The organism is Aeromonas sp. QDB17, assembly GCF_027705305.1.
Classification (GTDB): Bacteria; Pseudomonadota; Gammaproteobacteria; order Enterobacterales; family Aeromonadaceae; genus Aeromonas; species Aeromonas caviae.
Window position 1 is genome coordinate 35,739 of record NZ_JAPDBP010000008.1, and the last position, 17,418, is coordinate 53,156.

19 protein-coding genes are annotated in these 17,418 nt (G+C 64.8%); 17 read left to right on the plus strand and 2 right to left on the minus strand.

The features are described from left to right. The first annotated feature begins 3 nt into the window (after window positions 1-3). The 14 genes from napG to OKC41_RS08740 all read left to right on the plus strand — a co-directional run bounded on the left by napG (window position 4) and on the right by OKC41_RS08740 (window position 10,076). Window positions 4-738, plus strand: a complete 735-nt coding sequence (gene napG, locus OKC41_RS08675) for a ferredoxin-type protein NapG (RefSeq protein ID WP_139739615.1) — start codon at window positions 4-6, stop codon at window positions 736-738. Next, window positions 735-1,610, plus strand: coding sequence for a quinol dehydrogenase ferredoxin subunit NapH (gene napH, locus OKC41_RS08680; RefSeq protein WP_201894876.1), 876 nt, complete (start codon window positions 735-737; stop codon window positions 1,608-1,610). The genes napG and napH overlap by 4 nt, the downstream gene beginning before the upstream one ends. After that, window positions 1,610-2,065 carry a nitrate reductase cytochrome c-type subunit gene (locus OKC41_RS08685; protein ID WP_029314277.1) on the plus strand — a complete coding sequence of 152 codons (456 nt, stop codon included), beginning with the start codon at window positions 1,610-1,612 and terminating at the stop codon, window positions 2,063-2,065. Before napH ends, OKC41_RS08685 begins: the two co-directional genes overlap by 1 nt. Window positions 2,066-2,076: 11 nt before the next feature. Next, window positions 2,077-2,667 (plus strand): cytochrome c3 family protein, encoded by a 591-nt coding sequence (locus OKC41_RS08690; RefSeq protein ID WP_039038845.1) that lies wholly within the window; start codon window positions 2,077-2,079, stop codon window positions 2,665-2,667. 193 nt (window positions 2,668-2,860) lie between these two features. After that, window positions 2,861-3,367, plus strand: coding sequence for a molybdenum cofactor biosynthesis protein B (gene moaB, locus OKC41_RS08695; protein WP_039038846.1), 507 nt, complete (start codon window positions 2,861-2,863; stop codon window positions 3,365-3,367). 50 nt (window positions 3,368-3,417) lie between these two features. Continuing rightward, the gene (moaC, locus tag OKC41_RS08700; protein WP_043154228.1) at window positions 3,418-3,912 is read left to right on the plus strand and encodes a cyclic pyranopterin monophosphate synthase MoaC; all 495 of its coding nucleotides are present in this window, start codon (window positions 3,418-3,420) and stop codon (window positions 3,910-3,912) included. Further along, a complete protein-coding gene (gene moaD / locus OKC41_RS08705; RefSeq protein WP_010674162.1) occupies window positions 3,909-4,154 on the plus strand; it encodes a molybdopterin synthase sulfur carrier subunit in 246 nt (81 codons plus the stop codon). Before moaC ends, moaD begins: the two co-directional genes overlap by 4 nt. A gap of 2 nt (window positions 4,155-4,156) precedes the next feature. Then, entirely contained in the window at window positions 4,157-4,636 is a 480-nt protein-coding gene (gene moaE, locus OKC41_RS08710) for a molybdopterin synthase catalytic subunit MoaE (protein ID WP_270671896.1), read from the plus strand. A 54-nt stretch (window positions 4,637-4,690) separates the two neighbouring features. Beyond that, window positions 4,691-5,413, plus strand: a complete 723-nt coding sequence (gene modA / locus OKC41_RS08715; protein WP_194860099.1) for a molybdate ABC transporter substrate-binding protein — start codon at window positions 4,691-4,693, stop codon at window positions 5,411-5,413. A gap of 124 nt (window positions 5,414-5,537) precedes the next feature. Next, window positions 5,538-6,218, plus strand: coding sequence for a molybdate ABC transporter permease subunit (modB, locus tag OKC41_RS08720; RefSeq protein ID WP_010674165.1), 681 nt, complete (start codon window positions 5,538-5,540; stop codon window positions 6,216-6,218). After that, window positions 6,215-7,270 (plus strand): molybdenum ABC transporter ATP-binding protein, encoded by a 1,056-nt coding sequence (gene modC, locus OKC41_RS08725; protein WP_270671897.1) that lies wholly within the window; start codon window positions 6,215-6,217, stop codon window positions 7,268-7,270. The genes modB and modC overlap by 4 nt, the downstream gene beginning before the upstream one ends. A 67-nt stretch (window positions 7,271-7,337) precedes the next feature. Beyond that, on the plus strand, window positions 7,338-8,114 hold the full coding sequence (locus OKC41_RS08730; protein WP_042017457.1) for an alpha/beta fold hydrolase: 777 nt from the start codon (window positions 7,338-7,340) through the stop codon (window positions 8,112-8,114). A gap of 113 nt (window positions 8,115-8,227) precedes the next feature. Beyond that, entirely contained in the window at window positions 8,228-9,271 is a 1,044-nt protein-coding gene (parM, locus tag OKC41_RS08735) for a plasmid segregation protein ParM domain-containing protein (RefSeq protein WP_223302530.1), read from the plus strand. Further along, window positions 9,264-10,076 carry a hypothetical protein gene (locus OKC41_RS08740; RefSeq protein ID WP_227656148.1) on the plus strand — a complete coding sequence of 271 codons (813 nt, stop codon included), beginning with the start codon at window positions 9,264-9,266 and terminating at the stop codon, window positions 10,074-10,076. The genes parM and OKC41_RS08740 overlap by 8 nt, the downstream gene beginning before the upstream one ends. A 78-nt stretch (window positions 10,077-10,154) precedes the next feature. On the opposite strand, the gene moeB is transcribed toward OKC41_RS08740, so the two are convergent. After that, entirely contained in the window at window positions 10,155-10,910 is a 756-nt protein-coding gene (moeB, locus tag OKC41_RS08745) for a molybdopterin-synthase adenylyltransferase MoeB (RefSeq protein ID WP_270671898.1), read from the minus strand. After that, window positions 10,907-12,133: a molybdopterin molybdotransferase MoeA gene (moeA, locus tag OKC41_RS08750; RefSeq protein ID WP_270671918.1), complete on the minus strand. Its 1,227-nt coding sequence runs from the start codon at window positions 12,131-12,133 to the stop codon at window positions 10,907-10,909. The genes moeB and moeA overlap by 4 nt, the downstream gene beginning before the upstream one ends. A 362-nt stretch (window positions 12,134-12,495) precedes the next feature. On the opposite strand from moeA, the gene folE reads away from it, so the two are divergent. The 3 genes from folE to OKC41_RS08765 all read left to right on the plus strand — a co-directional run bounded on the left by folE (window position 12,496) and on the right by OKC41_RS08765 (window position 17,389). Continuing rightward, window positions 12,496-13,152, plus strand: coding sequence for a GTP cyclohydrolase I FolE (gene folE, locus OKC41_RS08755; protein WP_201894871.1), 657 nt, complete (start codon window positions 12,496-12,498; stop codon window positions 13,150-13,152). Between the two features lie 250 nt (window positions 13,153-13,402). After that, a complete protein-coding gene (locus OKC41_RS08760) occupies window positions 13,403-15,052 on the plus strand; it encodes a methyl-accepting chemotaxis protein (RefSeq protein WP_201894870.1) in 1,650 nt (549 codons plus the stop codon). Window positions 15,053-15,301: 249 nt separating this feature from the next. Beyond that, entirely contained in the window at window positions 15,302-17,389 is a 2,088-nt protein-coding gene (locus OKC41_RS08765; protein WP_041215501.1) for a methyl-accepting chemotaxis protein, read from the plus strand. The last annotated feature ends 29 nt before the right edge of the window (window positions 17,390-17,418 follow it).

Genomic DNA, 17,418 nt, shown 5'->3' on the forward strand with positions numbered 1-17,418 from the left:
GAGATGAGTCGTAGTCGGCGCCAGTTTCTGGCCGACCTCGCCAAGGGGGCCTGCGGTGTGGGCCTGCTTGGTGTGGGGCTTGGCGGCGTGGCGCGCCAGCAGGTGCAGGCTTTGCCTGCCCAGGCGCTGCGCCCGCCGGCGGCCCTCGACGAGGCAGAGTTTCTCGGCGCCTGCGTGCGCTGCGGGCTCTGCGCCCTGGCCTGCCCCTACGACACCCTCAAGCTCGCCCGGCTGTTTGAACCCGTGACCACCGGCACCCCCTACTTCAAGGCGCGCGCCGTCCCGTGCGAGATGTGTGATGACATCCCCTGCGTGGTGGCCTGCCCGAGCGGGGCGCTGGATCAGACCATGACCGACATCGATCAGGCACGGATGGGGGTGGCGGTGCTCATCGATCACGAGACCTGCCTCAACTACCTGGGGCTGCGCTGCGACGTCTGCTACCGGGTCTGCCCCCTCATCGACAAGGCCATTACCCTGGAGCTGCAGCACAACCCGCGCACCGGCAAGCACGCCATGTTCCTGCCCACGGTGCACAGCGATCTCTGTACCGGCTGCGGCAAGTGCGAGCACGCCTGCGTGCTGGAGGAGGCGGCCATCAAGGTGGTGCCTCGCGGGCTTGCCAAGGGGGAGCTGGGTCACCACTACCGGCTCGGCTGGGAAGAGAAGGAGAAGGCGGGCAAGTCCCTCATCGGTGAGCGACTGACCCTGCCGACCCGCAAACCGGAGGGGCTATGAGTCGGTATCCGGGGGCCGAGGCTACGGTCAGGCTGGGCTGGTGGCGTGCCCACCGCTTCCTGCTGCTGCGCCGGCTCTGCCAGTTCGGGGTGCTGGGGCTGTTCCTGCTGGGGCCGCTCGCGGGCATCTGGATCCTCAAGGGCAACCTCTCCAGCTCGCTGTTGCTGGAGACGGTGCCCCTCACGGATCCCCTGACCCTGTTGCAGTCGGTGGCGGCGGGCCAGTGGCCCATTCCCACCCTGTGGCTCGGGGCCGGGCTGGTGCTCGCGGGTTACTGGCTGGTCGGGGGGCGGGTGTTCTGCTCCTGGGTCTGTCCGGTCAACCTGGTCACCGATGCCGCCGCCTGGCTCAGGGGGCGGCTCGGGCTCAAGGGCAATGGTCAGTTCAACCGCGCTACCCGCTACTGGCTGCTGGCCATGGTGCTGGTGGCACCGGCCATCACAGGCGTGGTGGTGTGGGAGCTGGTCAATCCGGTGCCCCTCACCCTGCGGGGCCTGCTGTTCGGCATGGGGGCGGGCTGGGGCCTGCTGGCGGTGCTGTTCCTGTTCGACCTGTTCGTGGTGGAGCGGGGCTGGTGCGGCCACCTCTGTCCGGTGGGGGCCTTCTATGCCCTGGTCAACCGGGTCGGGTTCATCAAGATTGCAGCCTCGGGGCGCGAGCGGTGCAGCAACTGCATGGATTGCTATGCGGTCTGCCCGGAGCGTCCCATCCTGCGCGGCCCCGTTCACGGTGCCAGGCGTGGTCACGGGCCCTTGATTGCGGCTCAGGAGTGTACCAACTGCGGCCGTTGCATCGATGTCTGCGCGGAGCAAGTTTTTGAAATCACTGTAGGTTTTGCCGTCAAGGCAGAGAAAACGTCGGAGAACACATAATGAAGAAGCTGATTGGAGCAATGCTGGCCTGCCTGATGGCGGGTTCCTTGATGGCGGCCGTCCCCGAGATCACCAACAGCACGGGGGGCATCAAGTCGGAGCGGGGAAGCACGGATCTGGTGACGGATGCCGACGCGGCCCCCATGAAGAACTTTCGCAAGGATGGCGACCTCTACGATCGCCAGTACATGCACCAGCCCCCGCTGATCCCCCACGACACCCGCAACTATGAAGTGGACAACAAGGTCAACAAGTGCCTGGCCTGTCACAGCTTCAAGAACGCCAGTGCCATGAAGGCCCCCAAGATAAGCCCCACCCACTTCGAGACCCGCGACGGCATGACCCTGGGCGAAGTCTCGCCGCGTCGCTACTTCTGTCTGCAGTGCCACGTGCCGCAAGCGGATGCCAAGCCGCTGGTGAACAATACCTTCAAACCGGTTGAAGCGCTGAACTGAGGAACCCATAGATGAAATTACCCGGCTTTGTGAAGCGTCTGTGGACCACCTTCAAGTCACCGTCGAAGGCGGCCCTCTGGGTCATCCTGCTGATGGGCTTCTTCGGTGGCGTCATCTTCTGGGGCGGGTTCAACACCGCCATGGAAGCGTCCAACACCGAGGCCTTCTGCACCAGCTGCCACGAGATGAAGGACAACGTGTTCGTGGAGTACCGCGACACCATCCACTACGCCAACCGCTCCGGCGTGCGGGCCAGCTGCCCGGATTGCCACGTACCCCACGAATGGACCTACAAGATCATCCGCAAGGTGCAGGCCTCCAAGGAGCTGTGGGGCATGATCACCGGCAAGGTGGATACCCGCGAGAAGTTTGAATCCCACCGGCGGGAGATGGCCGAGCGGGAGTGGCAGCGGATGAAGGAGACGGATTCGCGCGAGTGCCGCAACTGCCACAACTTCGAGTACATGGACTTCTCCCTGCAAGGGCGTCGGGCCGCCCAGATGCACTCCACCAACCTGGCAAGCGGGGCCAACACCTGCATCGACTGCCACAAGGGGATTGCGCACCAACTGCCTGACATGAAAGGGGTGCCAGGCTTCTGATGGGAAGGCCGCCGGATCCCCGGGATCCGGCGGCCTTCGAGATTAATGGGCAATGACGCCCCCCAGCCAGACATCTTTTGATAGAATCCCTTCCCGGCAACGCGGCGCCCACCGGCACCTTTCATGGCTGGCACCACGGTGCGGCGCGTTCACCTCATCCTCTCGTGGTCAATGATTGACAGGAATGGTCCCAATGGCACCCAAACACAGCGAATTCATCCCTCTCAAGATCGCCGTCCTGACGGTTTCCGACAGTCGCACCGCCGCCGATGACAGCTCGGGGGACTATCTGGTCGAGGCCCTGACCCAGACTGGCCACGTGCTGGCCGACCGGGCGCTCTGCCCAGACAACCTGTTTCGCATCCGCGCCCAGGTGAGCGACTGGATTGCCGACGAGGGAGTCCAGGTGGTGCTCATCAACGGCGGCACCGGCTTCAACGAGCAGAACCGGGTGCCCGAGGCGGTCGGCGTGCTGTTCGAGCGCACGGTGCAGGGCTTTGGCGAGATGTTCCGCCAGCTCTCGTTTGCCGAGATAAAAGGCTCCGCCATGCAGAGCCGTGCCCTGGCAGGGCTCGCCAACCGCACCCTGATCTGCTGCCTGCCCGGCTCCACCGGCGCCTGCCGTCTGGGTTGGGAACAGCTTATCCGGGATCAGCTCGACGCCCGTACCCGGCCGTGCAACTTCGTGACCCATCTGTGATCCCGGGAGTAAACCCGGATCATCCATCTTATTTTTCGATAGGGGCATAGATGAACCTGACCCATCTCAACCAGAGCGGCGAGGCCCACATGGTGGATGTCACCGACAAGCAGGTGACCGAACGCGAGGCCCGCGCCGAGGCTTTCGTGACCATGGCCCCAGAGACCCTGGCGTTGATCCTGAGCGGTCAGCACCACAAGGGGGACGTCTTCGCCACCGCCCGCATCGCCGGCATCATGGCGGCCAAGAAGACCTCGGATCTCATTCCCCTGTGCCATCCCCTGGCCCTGACCCGGGTGGAGGTCGAGATAGCCCCTCAGGCGGCGCACAATCGGGTCCATATCCGTACCCTGTGCAAGCTCTCGGGCAAGACCGGGGTGGAGATGGAGGCGCTCACCGCCGCCTCGGTGGCGGCCCTGACCATCTACGACATGTGCAAGGCGGTGCAAAAGGACATGGTGATCGAGCAGGTGCGTCTGGTGGAGAAAAAGGGCGGCAAGTCCGGTCATTTCCAACTGGGTGCGACCAAAGGAGAGCAGGCATGATCAAGGTTCTGTTTTTTGCGCAGGTGCGTGAGCTGGTCGGCTGCGACGAGCTCAGCCTGCCTTGCGACTACGCCAGTGCCGATGCCCTTCGCGCCGCCTTGAGCGAGCGGGGTGACAAGTGGGCGCTGGCGCTCGAATCCGGCAAGCTCCTGGTGGCGGTCAACCAGACCCTGGTGCCGCTGGATACCCCCCTCCATGACGGGGATGAGGTCGCCTTTTTCCCACCGGTGACTGGAGGTTAAGGATGAGCAACGCAACCATGACCGATCGCATTCTGGTGCAGCGGGATGACTTCTCGCTGGCGGACGAATATGCCCGCCTCGCCGCCCGGCAGGACACAGGCGCGATTGTCAGCTTTGTCGGCAAGGTGCGCGACTTCAATCAGGGGGAGCATGTGAAGGGGCTGGCCCTCGAACACTACCCCGGCATGACCGAGAAGGCGCTGGCGAACATAGTGGCCGAGGCCCGCGGGCGCTGGCCCCTGCAGGAGTGCACCCTCATTCACCGCATCGGCGAGCTGCTGCTCGGGGATCAGATCGTGCTGGTGGTGGTGAGCAGCGCCCACCGCGAGGCGGCTTTCGAGGCCTGCCACTTCATCATGGATTTCTTGAAGACCCGGGCGCCGTTCTGGAAAAAAGAGCTGACCGCCGACGGGGTGCAACGCTGGGTCGAGGCCAGGGCGAGCGATGACGCCGCCCTGGCCCGCTGGCAACAAGGGGAGTGAGCCTCGAGCTCGCGTCAATCGATCCGGCCGTGCCGGAACATAAGGAGCAAAGGAATGAAGAGATGGGTATCCGTGTTGGTGCTGGGCGCCGGCGCCATGTACAGCGGTGCTGTGCTGGCTGACGAGGTCAAGGTGGCGGTGGCGGCCAACTTCAAGGGCACCATAGAGCGCATCGGCAAGGAGTTCACCGCCAAGACCGGCCACAGCGTCGTCATCAGTTCGGCGGCCACCGGCGTGCTCTATACCCAGATCACCCACGGTGCGCCCTTCGATCTCTTCCTCTCGGCCGACGTGGCGACCCCTCAAAAGCTGGAGTCGGAAGGCAAGGGGAGCGAGCGCTTCACCTATGCCATCGGTCAGCTCGGCCTCTGGCAGAAGGGGGGGCCTGCTCCCGACGAGGCCACCTTGCGCCACTGGCAGGGGGAGCTGGCCATCGCCAACCCCAAGACAGCGCCCTATGGCGCTGCCGCCATGGCGACCCTGGCTCATCTCAAGATCGATCCCAAGCAGTATCGGGTGCTGACCGGCGCCAACATCAGCCAGACCTGGCAGTTCGTCGACACCGGCAATGCGAAGCTGGGCTTCGTCGCCTGGGCCAATCTGGTGGAGGCGGGCAAGACCGGCGAAGCCTGGGCGGTGCCGGCCAGCTTCTATCCCCCCATCGAGCAGCAGGCCCTGGTGCTGAAGAAAGGGGCGGCGGTGGATGCCCTGGTCGCCTGGCTCAAGGGGCCGGGACAGGCGCAGATCAAGGCGGCGGGTTACGCCCTGCCGCAGTAAGCGCCCGGCGTCTGCCGGGGGCCGGCCAGCCCCGTGCTGGCCAGATCCGGTGCCTGACGTGTCCCAAGGCGGCGCCCGTCATGATGGCGCCCTGTTTTTTTATCGACACCCGAGAGGGGACCCTATGAGTGAAGGGGATCTGCTGGCGGTCTGGCTGACCCTGAAACTGGCGGCCAGCACCACTGCCATCCTGCTGCTGCTGTCGCCGCCGCTCGCCTGGTGGCTGTCTCGCAGCCAGCACCGGCTGCGCCCCCTGGTGGAGGCCATGGTGGCCCTGCCGCTGGTGCTGCCGCCCACCGTGCTCGGTTTCTATCTGCTGCTGGCCTTCTCCCCGGAGTACGGCCTCGGTGGCTGGTGGCGGGAGACCTTCGGGGCCCCGCTCGCCTTCAGCTTTCTCGGCCTGCTCATCGCCTCCGTCATCTATTCGCTCCCCTTCGTGGTACAGCCCCTCACCTCCGCCTTCGTCAACATGGGCAACAAGGAGCTGGAGGCTGCCGCCACCCTGGGGATGGGCCCGTTTGAGCGCTTCTTTCGCATCATCCTGCCCATGACGCTGCCCAGCTTCGTGATGGCGGCAGCGCTGGGCTTTGCCCACACCCTGGGGGAGTTCGGGGTGGTGCTGATGATCGGCGGCAACATTCCCGGGGAGACCCAGGTGCTCTCCATCGCCCTGTTTGATCACGTGGAGGCGATGGATTACCAGAATGCCCATATTCTGGCAGGCGGCCTGATGGGCTTCTCCCTGGTGATGCTGGTGCTGGTCTACGGGGTGCTGCAACGCCGGCAACGGAGGCTGTTCGGATGAACCTCTACCTCAAGGCCAGACGTGATTTCGGACCCTTCACCCTGGCGTGCGATCTGGCGCTGCCCCCCAGCCGCATCCTCGGCCTGTTCGGTCCTTCGGGCTGTGGCAAGAGCACCCTGCTGCGCATCATCGCCGGGCTCGACAAGGCCCCGGGCGATGCCCTGCGCTGGCAGGGGCGCGAGCTTGCAGCCCTGCCCCCCGAGGTGCGGCGCATCGGGCTGGTGTTTCAGGATGCCCGTCTCTTCCCCCACCTGAGCGTGCTCGGCAACCTGCAACTGGCGGCTCGCAAGGGGAGGGGGCGCTGGCAGCCAGAGGATCTGGCTGCGCGCCTCGGTTTTGCCGAGCTGCTGGGGCAACCGGCCCACGGCCTCTCCGGCGGTCAGCGTCAGCGGGTGGCATTGGCCAGGGCCTTGCTGGCCGAGCCCGACTTGCTGCTGCTGGATGAACCCTTCTCGGCGCTGGACAGGCGCAGCCGCATCCATCAGGCCCACGTGCTCAAGGGCTTGCAGCAGGAGAGCGGCATCCCCATGATCTTCGTGAGCCACGCCATGGAGGAGGTGAGCCTGCTCTGCGATGGACTGGTGCTGCTGGCAGAGGGGCGGGTGGAGGCCCAGGGCACCCCCGAGGAGATCTTCGCCCGCACCGACCTGTCGCTGGCCAGTCGCGACGACGTCGGGGTCATGCTCTCGGCGACCCTGGCCCACTACGACGAGCACGAGCAGATGGCGACCCTGCGACTCGGGGAGCAGACCCTGATGGTGACCATGGAGCATGCCCCCGATGAAGCTGGCCCCTTGCAGATCAAGGTGGCGGCGCGGGATCTGGTGATCGCCACCGAGCCCATCGTGCACTCCAGCCTCTCCAACTGCCTCGAGACCCGGCTGCTGGAGGTGCGGGAGGTGCGACCGGGGCAGACCCTGTTGCAGTTGGCGCTGGGGCAGCAGATACTGCTGGCCCGGATCACCAGCCGCTCCGCGCAGCGGCTCGCCCTGACGCCGGCCATGCGCCTCTACGCCTACATCAAGGCGGTGAGCCTGGTAGGAGAGGGGTAGACGGGGGATCGGAGTACGGATTGGCTGGCCATGAGTGGCCGGCATGGCGTCGAGAAAGGGGGGACGGGTGCGTCGCAATCAGGTAATGAAATCCCATGGCTTGGCCCTGCGCAGTGCGGGGGAGGGGCCCTTGCTGCTCTTGCTGCACGGGCTGGGCTCTTCCAGCCTCGACTGGCAGGCGCAGATCGAGCGTTTTTCCGAGCGCTACCGGGTGGTGGCCATCGACTTGCGCGGCCACGGCCAGAGCATGCAGGAGGGGCCCTTTGACGTGCCCACCCTGGCGGCGGACGTGGCCCGCTGGCTCGACGAGCAGCCCGAGCCTGCCTGGGTAGTGGGGTTGTCGCTCGGTGCCATGGTGGCGCTGGAGCTGGCGCTGCAACTGCCCCACAAGGTGCAGGGGCTGGTGCTGGTCAACGGCTTCAGCGAATTTCTGCTGGAGACGCCAAAGGAGCAGGAGCGCTATGCCATGCGCCTCAAGTGGCTGCGCTGGTTCGGCATGCGGCCGCTGGCGTGGTGGCTCGGTCGCGAGCTCTTTCCCGGCCCCGATCTCGCCCAGGTGCGCCACACCTTCCGGGGGCGCTTCGTGCGCAACAAAAAGAAGACCTACAAGGCGCTGCTGGAGGCGCTGCCCGGCTGGTCGGTGCGGGCTCGTCTCGGCACCCTCTGGCAGCCGGTGGCCATCATCTCCACCAGTCACGACTATCTGCCCCTGGCGCGGCGGGTGGAGCAGTTCGCCTCCCTGCCCAATGCCACCATCCACACCCCGGATGGTCACCACGCCTGGCCGGCGGAAGATCCCGCCGGGTTCAATCATTTGCTTCACCGGATTTTAGAAACCCATTAGACTTGTCGCCTTTTGACCTTGATCCCCCGTGTATGTATTGGTCCGATCGCCTTGCCAGTGGCAGATGGCAAGGCAATCGGACCCATCTTGCCCTATTGAACAGGTATTTCCTCATGTCTGAAGTAATGAAAATGGCCATCGACGATGGTTCAACCAACGTCAAGGTGAGCTGGATTGAGAACAAGGTGCTCAAGACCATCATCTCCCCCAACTCCTTTCGCAAGGATTGGAAGAGTGCCGCCTTGCGCAAGGACAAGAAGATCTACAACTACGAGATAGGTAACACCAAGTACACCTACGACGCCACCTCCGACAAGTCCCTGGCCACCACCCACGTGGAGTACCAGTACGACGATCTCAACCTGCTCTCCGTGCACCATGCCCTGTTGCAGACCGGCGTGACCCCCTGCGATGTGGCCATCACCGTGACCCTGCCCATCACCGAGTTCTACAACCCGGATGACTGCCAGCGCAATGAAGAGAAGATCGAGAAGAAGCGCCGCAACCTGATGCGGGCCATCAGCCTCAACAAGGGTGAGCTGTTCAACATCGTCAGCGTGGAGGTGATGCCGGAAAGCCTGCCGGCGGCGCTCTCCCGCCTGATTGGCTCGGGCTGCAACGAGTTCACCAAGACCCTGGTGATCGACTGCGGTGGCACCACCCTGGACATGGGGATCATCGTCGGCGAGTTTGACGACGTTTCCGATGTGTATGGCAACAACGAGATCGGCGTCTCCATGGTAACCGACGCGACCCGCAAGGCGCTGGCGGCGGCAGACAGCGATTCGAGCTATCTGGTGGCCAACGAGTTCATCAAACGCCGCCACGACATGAGCTTCGTGCGGGACGTAGTCAACGACGAGAGCCAGATCCCCAAGATCCTCGAGAAGATGCAGAACAAGATCGACGAGCTGGGATCCCAGGTGGCTCACGAGGCCAAGAAGTTCGCCAAGAACCCGAACCGTATCTATCTGGTCGGTGGCGGCGCGTCCCTGATCGTCGATGCCATCAAGGCTGCCTATCCGACCCTGGGGGAGCGGGTGGAGCTGCTGGACGATGCCCAGTCCGCCCTGGCGCGGGAGATCTGCCTCTACACCACGGAAGAGGAAGAGGTGTACCGTGAGGCGCCCGTGATGGCCGAGGTCGGCGATGAGTAGTCAACTCAAGCGCATGACCTTCTCCATCTTCATGGATCCGGGTGCGCTGGAGTCTGATCGCTATGCGGCCGGGATCTTGCAAAGCTGGTATCAGCGGGCGCGCAAGATCCAGGACGATGTGGAGGAGTTCGACTTCTCCAAGAGCCGTTTTCACAAGGACATCTACCTGAGCGGCATGTTCCTGTATGTGCTGGCACCGAGCCTGTGCAAGGGGATGGCCAATGCCTTCGGCCCGGAGCAGGTGAACCTCTCGACCCTGCGCCATGTCTTCGCCAGTTGCGGCTTCGAGCTGGGGGAAGGGAGTGCGCCCGTGGCGACCGATACCCTGATCGATGAAATCGTGGCCAGGCTGGCTCCCCAGCTGGGGCAGGGAGACAACCGGGGGCTGGCGGATGAAATCGTTCAGCGTCTGGGTCAGCAGGCGGCGGCGCCACTTCCGGACAGCCTGGTGGACGAGATTGTAAGCCGCATCGGCGAGCAGCAGCCCACCGGGCTCTGGGACGAGCTGAAGCAGGGGTTGCCGGCCCCGCTCGATCACGATTTGCTGGCAGAGGCCATCGCGGGCAAGCTGCCGACAGCGGGGGGAGAGGCGGATCTGGCCCCCCTTGCGGGCAGCATCCAGCTGCTCTCCCGCCAGCTGGAGGAGCAGTCCCGGCTCATTCGCGAGCAGCACCGCCTGATCCAGCGCCTGGCCAGCCAGCCCGCCCGGGCGGCTGGCTCGTCCGAGCTGGCCGAGCCCCTCATCGAGGATCTCTCGAACCAGGTGGCGAGCATGAAGAAGGTCAAGGCGAAGGGGATCTTCTAGGCCCTTTGTGACGACCCGCAGCCCAATGAAAAAAGCCGAACCCCGGGGTTCGGCTTTTTTGTGGGCGCGCTCTGCCGCTCAGGACCTTGAGCAGACCGGGCAGTCGGGGCGTTTGGGAAGCTTCAGCTCGCGAAAGCTGCCACCCAGACCGTCGATCACCAGCAGGCGGCCGCTGTAGCTTTTGCCCATGCCCGCCAGCAGCTTGATGGCTTCGAGCGCCTGCAGGCTGCCCACCAGTCCCACCACGGGGGCCAGTACCCCCGCCTCGACACAGGTGAGGGCCTGATCGCCAAAGAGGGCGCTGAGACAGGCGTAGCAGGGTTCATCGTCCTGCCAGGTGAAGCTGCAGAGCTGCCCTTCCAGCCGGATGGCGGCGCCGCTGACCAGGGGCACTTTGTGCTGGCGGGCACGCTGGTTCAGGAGGTTGCGGATGGCGACGTTGTCGGTGCAGTCGAGCACCAGCTGATGGCATGGCAGCAGGGCATCGAGCAGCGCCTCATCGGCGAGGGCTGCGTGGGTCTCCACCTCGAGCCAGGGGGTGAGGGCGCGCAGGGACGTCGCCGCCGACTCCACCTTGAGTTGGCCGATGCGCTCGTCGCTGTGCAGCACCTGGCGCTGCAAATTGGAGAGCTCCACCCGATCGAAATCCACCAGGGTGAGGTGGCCGACCCCGGCCACCGCCAGATACTGGCTGGCGGCGCAGCCGAGGCCCCCGGCGCCGATGACCAGCACGCGGGATTGCTTGAGCGCCTCCTGCCCCTCGAAGTCGAAGGATTTGAGCACGATCTGGCGGTTGTAGCGAAGGAGTTCTGCGTCGCTCAGGATCTCGCTCACAGCAGCAGCCCCGAGAAGGGCTCGACGGTGACCGTCTCACCGGCGGCCACCTTGCCGCGCTCCTGCTCGAGCACGATGTAGCAGTTGGCCCGGGACAGGGAGCTGAACACCCCGGAGTCCTGGGAGCCGGTGCTGCGTACCTCGAGACCATTGGGGCCCACGCTCAGGATGCCGCGCTGGAAGTCCTGGCGCCCCGGGCTCTTCTTGAGCGGCGCTGTCGCCAGGGCCTGGAGGGGGTGCGGGCGTGCAAACTGCTGACCGGCGAGTCTGGCCAGGGCCGGTTGCACCAGCTGATCGAAGGTGACCATGGCGGAGACCGGGTTGCCCGGCAGACCGAAGAACCAGGCGTTTGGCAATCGGCCAAAGGCGAAGGGTTTGCCCGGCTTGATGGCGAGCTTCCAGAAGCCAATTTCCCCGAGCTCTTCGAGCAGTTGCTTGGTGAAGTCCGCTTCTCCCACCGAGACCCCCCCGGTGGTGATCAGGGCATCGGCCTCGCGGTCGGCCTGCAAGAAGGCGGCGCGCAGGGCCGCCGGATCGTCGGGGATGATGCCAAGGTCCAGGCACTCACAGCCCATGCGGCTCAGCATCGCCTTGACCCCGTAGCGGTTGGAGTCGTAGATGTCCCCGTGCTGGAGCGGGGTGCCCAGAGGCTTGAGCTCGTCCCCTGTGCTGAAGATGGCGACCTTGAGGGGACGGCGCACCGTGACGTTCGCGATGCCAAGGGAGGCGAGCAGCGGCAGCTCCCTGGGGCTCAGGCGAAGGCCGCTTTCGAGCACCTGGGCACCCTGCGCCAGGTCCTCGCCGCGGCGACGGATGTTCTGGCCAGCAACGGGGCGGGTCAGGAAAGTGATCCCGTTGTCGCCGGCTTGCGTTTCTTCCTGCATCACCACTGCGTCAGCACCCGGGGGCACAGGGGCCCCGGTCATGATGCGGATGCAGTGGCCGGCGGGCCACTCCCCCTCATAGGGCTGGCCCGCAAAGGCCTTGCCCGCCACGGGGAGCGGCACCCCGGCGGCGAGATCCGCCAGGCGTACGGCATAGCCGTCCATGGCGGCGTTGTCGAAGGGGGGGACGAAGAGGGGGGAGCTTATCTCCTCGGCCAGGATCCGATCCAGCGCCTGGGGCAGGGGCAACCGCTCCGTCTCGCAGCAGCAGGTGAGTTGTTCCAGCATCCCTTGCAGGGCCTTGTCCAAGGGGAGGAGTGCACCGGTATCGAATCCCATCATCATGACCTCTCTGGTGTGTAGGGGGCGGATTATCCCAAAAATCCGCTCCGATGGGCAGGCCGAAGGTGCTGTAATGGGGGGCAGATGCCCCGGAGTGATCGGATTCTGGGGCGCTATCCCGTTGAATTACCTCCTGATGGGTAACCAATGCGTGGCTTGTGCGAGATGGTGCTGGGGAAGAGGCGGCACGGCCTTGCCCCCGAATGGGCAGGCCGGTGCGGACAAAACGGGGTGGTTTGGCATAAAGTCGGGCACCGGGCTTGAGTTAGACAGAATTATGACAATAATCGCCCTGTAAGATTGCGCCGCGGCACCATGCCGCAGGCCAGCACAGTCCCTGAGCGTGGGAGAGAAACACGATGACGAGCTTAAGCCAGGAAGCCCTGTTGGTCAGGGCGGCGCTCGAGGCCGAGGGCCTTGAGACACCTCTGGTGGCCAATGAATTGAGCGGCCAGCAGAAAAAGGAAAAAATCGAAGGTCATATGCGCGCCATCATGGAGACGCTGGGACTGGATCTGGCCGACGACAGTCTGGCCGAGACCCCGCACCGCATTGCCAAGATGTACGTGAACGAGATCTTCTCCGGCCTCGACTATGCCACCTTCCCCAAGGTGACGGTGATCGAGAACAAGATGAAGGTGGACGAGATGATCATGGTGCGGGACATCAGCCTCACCAGCACCTGCGAGCACCACTTCGTCACCATAGACGGCTTTGCCCACGTGGCCTACATTCCCCGCGGCAAGGTGATTGGCCTGTCGAAGATCAACCGCATCGTGCAGTTCTTCGCCCGCCGTCCCCAGGTACAGGAGCGGCTGACCCAGCAGATCCTGCTGGCGTTGCAGACCCTGCTTGGCACCAGGGACGTGGCCATCAGCATCAAGGCGACCCACTTCTGCGTGAAGGCCCGTGGCGTGATGGACTCCACCTCCTACACCACCACCACCTCTCTGGGCGGCGTCTTCAAGACCCAGCCCGACACCCGCACCGAGTTCCTCGGTGGTCTGAAAGGGTAGTGCTCCCGGGGCCTGTCGCCGACAGGCCCCGTCTCCTTTCCCTCACTTTTTTTGAAAAATACCTAAAGTTGTGACCGTGCCGGTCGCTATGGCTCTCCGTGTTGTCGGACGGTCTGGTTGACGCCGACACCCCGGGCCCGCCCTTGTGCGCGCCAACAGGGACGAGATGTGCTGCCAAGGAGGGTAGTGAAGGCGCAGGCCAGGCCTGCGCCCAGCAATGCCACTTGTTTTCCCCCATGCAGGACATGCCATGAACACCATGACGATAGGCAAAAAACTTACCGCCGGCTTTGCCGTACTCGGCCTGATGATGGCCTTTATCGGCGGCTTCTCGCTGTTTGAATTCAGCAAGATGAACCGCGCCGCCATCGGCTTTACCGACAGCATCCTGCCCGCCGTCGTGCGCACCAGCACCCTCGGCGAGACCATCAATGCCCTGCGCCGCTACGAACTGGATGTCTTCCTGGTGGCGGACGATGCCCAGCAGAGGGCCCGCTATCGCAACGAGAGCGAGAAGAGCCTGCAAGAGGCTGCGCGCCAGATAGTGGCCCACGATGGCACCATCTGGGCGGAGGATCGGGAGGAGCGCCGCGCCTTTGACATCGTCAAGGCGGACTGGGAGCGATATGTCGCCCTGCACCAGCGCATCCGGCAGATGCAGGACTCGGGACAGATGGCCGAAGCCCGGCACCTCTTCATGGGGGAGGGGGTCACCCTCTATACCAATCTGACCAAGTCGGTGGGTGAGCTTATCCGCATCAACCACGGCTACTCCGTGGGCTCCCGCGCCGAGGTGGTGGACGCCTTTGACAGCGCCAAGCTGAGCGTGACCCTGGCCCTGGTGATCGGCCTGGCCCTGGTTGTCGCCCTCTCGGTGGTGCTGACCCGCCAGATCCGCGACCCGCTCATCATGCTGGCCCGTCAGGCCCAGCGCATCGCGAGCGGCGATCTCGGCCGGGGCGAGCTGCAGGAGTGGGTCCGCGGCAACCGCTTCAACCGCGACGAGCTGGGTCAGCTGGGGTCGGCCATCGACCGGATGCAGGGGGCACTGGCAGAGCTGGTGAGCGAAATCTCCGGCTCGGTGAGCCAGCTCAGCAGCGCGGTAGAGGAGGTGAGCGCCATCTCCGAGCAGTCCGCCAAAGGCATGGCAAGCCAGCAGGGAGAGGTCTCTCAGGTCGCCACCGCCATGAACGAGATGCAGTCCACCGTCAATGAGGTGGCTCGCAACACCACGGACGCCATGGGGGCGGCCAAGCAGGCTTCCCGCACCTCCACCCAGGGCAACCAGGTGGTGCGCAGCGCCATCGGCAGCATAGAGCAGGTCTCCCGCCAGATAGAGCAGGCCGGGAGCGTGGTGCAGCAACTGGAGACCGACAGCGCCAGCATCAGCATGGTGCTGGACGTGATTCGCGGCATCGCCGAGCAGACCAACCTGCTGGCACTGAATGCGGCCATCGAAGCGGCCCGTGCCGGCGAGCAGGGCCGTGGCTTTGCGGTGGTGGCGGACGAGGTGCGCAGTCTGGCCCAGCGCACCCAGGCGTCCACCGCCGAGATCAGCAAGATGATCGAGGTGCTTCAGGAGCGCACCGCCGAGGCGGGCAGCGCCATGCAGCTGAGCCGTCAGCAGATGCAGGAGAGCGTGGAGCTGGCGCGGGAGGCGGGGAGCAGCATCGACAGCATCAACGGTGCCGTCACCCAGATCACCGACATGAACACCCTGATCGCCACCGCCACCGAGCAGCAGAACGCGGTCACCGAGGAGCTCAATCGCAGCATCGTCAAGATCCACACCGCCGCCGACGAGAATGCCCAGGGGGCGCAGCAGACCGCCCAGGCCTGTGTCGAGCTGAGCAAGCTGGCCAATACCCTGCACCATATGACCCAGCGTTTCACCCTCTGAGTCTTGCTGCCACCCGGCACAGCGCAGAAGGCCCCGCCAATCGGCGGGGCCTTGTTGTTTGTCATCGCCCCCCCTGTGCCCGTTTCAACCGGCCCGTCTGCCCCGTCACCTACCGGATGGGGGGATGACAGGCTGGATGTTCGAATTCGCTCACAAATCGGCGATTAATTTCATGCAGGGCCGTTTGCGACCTGTTTGCGAGCCCGTATGATGCCCCCCCTTTTTGGCTCAAGAGACCCACCATCCGTCATGTTCCGTTCCATCAAGTATCAAGTCATGTTCTTTGCGGGTTGCATCCTGCTGACCACCGTCCTCAGCGTGGTGGGTTACAGCTATGTTTCCCTGGCCAGCATGCAGGAGAAGATCCAGCAGGAGAGCCACGATGCGGCCCGCCAGCAGGCCAGGCAGTGGCTGCTGACCCTGGCGGATGGTCAGGCGAGCGAGGTGGCACGCTCCTTCGAACTGGCGCTGGATGCGGCCGAAACCCTGGCGGCACTGCTGGCGGGCAATGTCCATCAGTCCGAGCCTCTCGATCGGGACGAGGTCACGGCCCTGCTCAAGGACATCGGGGATCGCAACCCGGATTTCCTCAGCATCTACAGTGGCTGGGAGGCGGATCGTTTCGACGGTCAGGATGCGCTCCATACCGGTGATGGCCGGCATAGCCAGGCATCGGGCAACTTCGCCCCCTACTGGAGCCGCGGCCCGGCCGGTTTTGACCTCAAACCCCTGGGGGATTTCTACAGCAAGACGCCGAGCGCGACCGGGATCCGGGCCTCCGAGTGGTATCTCTGCCCGCAGGAGAGCAAGGCAAGCTGCGCCGTCGACCCCTCCGTCTACCAGGTCAACGGTCAGCCCACCCTGCTCACCTCCTTCGTGGTGCCTGTGCTGAACGGGGATCAATACCTCGGCATGGTGGGCATCGACTACTCCCTCAACTACCTGCAACGGCTGGCCGCTGACATCAGCCGACGGGTATTCGACGGGCAGGGCAGGGTGCGCATCATCAGCCCCATGGGCATCATCGCCGCCGACTCCCGCGATGGCGACGGGGTAGGGCAGCGCTTGCAGGATCCATCCTTGCTGGCCCAGTTGCAACGTGGCGAGAGGGGCAGCGACGAGCACGCCGATGGCTTGAGGGTCTTCGCACCCATCAGCCTCAACAAGGTCACACAGGCCTGGGGGATCGCCATCGAGGTGCCGGGCAGCGCCCTCTATGCCGAGTACGAGCGGATGGCGCAGGCCCGTGCCGAGGCCTTTGGCAAGGGGGTCTGGACCCAGTTGATGGTGGGCATCCTGGTGGCGGGTATCGGTCTGGTCGGGCTCGCTTTCGCGGCAGGGTCCATCTCCCGGCCGGTGCAGGAGACGGCTCGCATGGTGGCGCGTCTCTCCAGCGCCGGAGGGGATCTGACCCAGCGGCTGACCCAGCACCGGCGCGATGAAACCGGGGTGCTGGCGGAGGGGATCAACCAGTTCGTCGCGACCGTGCAGGGCATAGTGACCGACACCGCCACCAGCGTGCACGAGTTGCAGCAGGCGGCGGTGAACTCGGCCAGGCAGGCCCAGCAGGGGCTGGCGAACAGCCATCACCAGCTGGAGCAGGTCGAGCTGGTGGCCACGGCCATCCATGAAATGTCATCGACCGCAGACTCCGTCTCCAGCAGCGCCCAGATCACGGCCCAGGCGGTGGATGAGACCCGTCATGCGGTGCACAAGGGTCAGCAGGTGGTGAGCGCCTCTGCCAACGGCATCCGCCAGTTGAGTGCCCAGGTCAGCGAGGTGTCGGACAGGATCACCGCCTTGCAGCAGCAGGGGGTGCAGATTGGCAGCATCCTGGATGTGATCCGGACCATCTCTGAGCAGACCAACCTGCTGGCGCTGAATGCAGCCATCGAGGCGGCACGGGCCGGTGAACATGGTCGCGGTTTCGCCGTGGTGGCCGACGAGGTGCGTACCCTGGCCTCCAAGACACGGGCCTCGACCCAGGAGATCCAACAGATGATAGACAGGCTGCGGGACACCACGCGCGCCGCGGTCGACACCATGACAGAGGGGCGCCAGTTGAGCAGCCTGGCGCTGCGTGATGCCGAGCAGGCGGTAAGCGAGTTGGCGACCATAGTGCAGGCCGCCGACCGTATCCAGGACATGGCGACCCAGATTGCGAGCGCCGCCGAGCAGCAATCCAAGGTGAGCGAGGAGATTAACCAGAACGTCAGCAACATCCACGAGCTGGCGAGCGCCTCCACCCGGGTGGCGCGGGAGCAGGATGCCCAGAGCCGGCAGATGCACGGGTTGACCGAGACGGTCATGAGCAAGCTGGGACGCTTCCACTACTGATGGCGTTCTGATACGCACAACAAGGCCCC

What these genes read in the sequence shown, in the direction of transcription:
- modC (WP_270671897.1), top strand. Translation starts at nt 6,215, where the DNA reads ATGAACCTCTACCTCAAGGCCAGACGTGATTTCGGACCCTTCACCCTG.
- moaC (WP_043154228.1), top strand. Translation starts at nt 3,418, where the DNA reads ATGAACCTGACCCATCTCAACCAGAGCGGCGAGGCCCACATGGTGGAT.
- OKC41_RS08685 (WP_029314277.1), top strand. Translation starts at nt 1,610, where the DNA reads ATGAAGAAGCTGATTGGAGCAATGCTGGCCTGCCTGATGGCGGGTTCC.
- modA (WP_194860099.1), top strand. Translation starts at nt 4,691, where the DNA reads ATGAAGAGATGGGTATCCGTGTTGGTGCTGGGCGCCGGCGCCATGTAC.
- modB (WP_010674165.1), top strand. Translation starts at nt 5,538, where the DNA reads ATGAGTGAAGGGGATCTGCTGGCGGTCTGGCTGACCCTGAAACTGGCG.
- parM (WP_223302530.1), top strand. Translation starts at nt 8,228, where the DNA reads ATGTCTGAAGTAATGAAAATGGCCATCGACGATGGTTCAACCAACGTC.
- folE (WP_201894871.1), top strand. Translation starts at nt 12,496, where the DNA reads ATGACGAGCTTAAGCCAGGAAGCCCTGTTGGTCAGGGCGGCGCTCGAG.
- moaE (WP_270671896.1), top strand. Translation starts at nt 4,157, where the DNA reads ATGAGCAACGCAACCATGACCGATCGCATTCTGGTGCAGCGGGATGAC.
- OKC41_RS08760 (WP_201894870.1), top strand. Translation starts at nt 13,403, where the DNA reads ATGAACACCATGACGATAGGCAAAAAACTTACCGCCGGCTTTGCCGTA.
- napH (WP_201894876.1), top strand. Translation starts at nt 735, where the DNA reads ATGAGTCGGTATCCGGGGGCCGAGGCTACGGTCAGGCTGGGCTGGTGG.
- moaB (WP_039038846.1), top strand. Translation starts at nt 2,861, where the DNA reads ATGGCACCCAAACACAGCGAATTCATCCCTCTCAAGATCGCCGTCCTG.
- moaD (WP_010674162.1), top strand. Translation starts at nt 3,909, where the DNA reads ATGATCAAGGTTCTGTTTTTTGCGCAGGTGCGTGAGCTGGTCGGCTGC.
- napG (WP_139739615.1), top strand. Translation starts at nt 4, where the DNA reads ATGAGTCGTAGTCGGCGCCAGTTTCTGGCCGACCTCGCCAAGGGGGCC.
- OKC41_RS08740 (WP_227656148.1), top strand. Translation starts at nt 9,264, where the DNA reads ATGAGTAGTCAACTCAAGCGCATGACCTTCTCCATCTTCATGGATCCG.
- OKC41_RS08765 (WP_041215501.1), top strand. Translation starts at nt 15,302, where the DNA reads ATGTTCCGTTCCATCAAGTATCAAGTCATGTTCTTTGCGGGTTGCATC.
- OKC41_RS08690 (WP_039038845.1), top strand. Translation starts at nt 2,077, where the DNA reads ATGAAATTACCCGGCTTTGTGAAGCGTCTGTGGACCACCTTCAAGTCA.
- moeA (WP_270671918.1), bottom strand. Translation starts at nt 12,133, where the DNA reads ATGGGATTCGATACCGGTGCACTCCTCCCCTTGGACAAGGCCCTGCAA.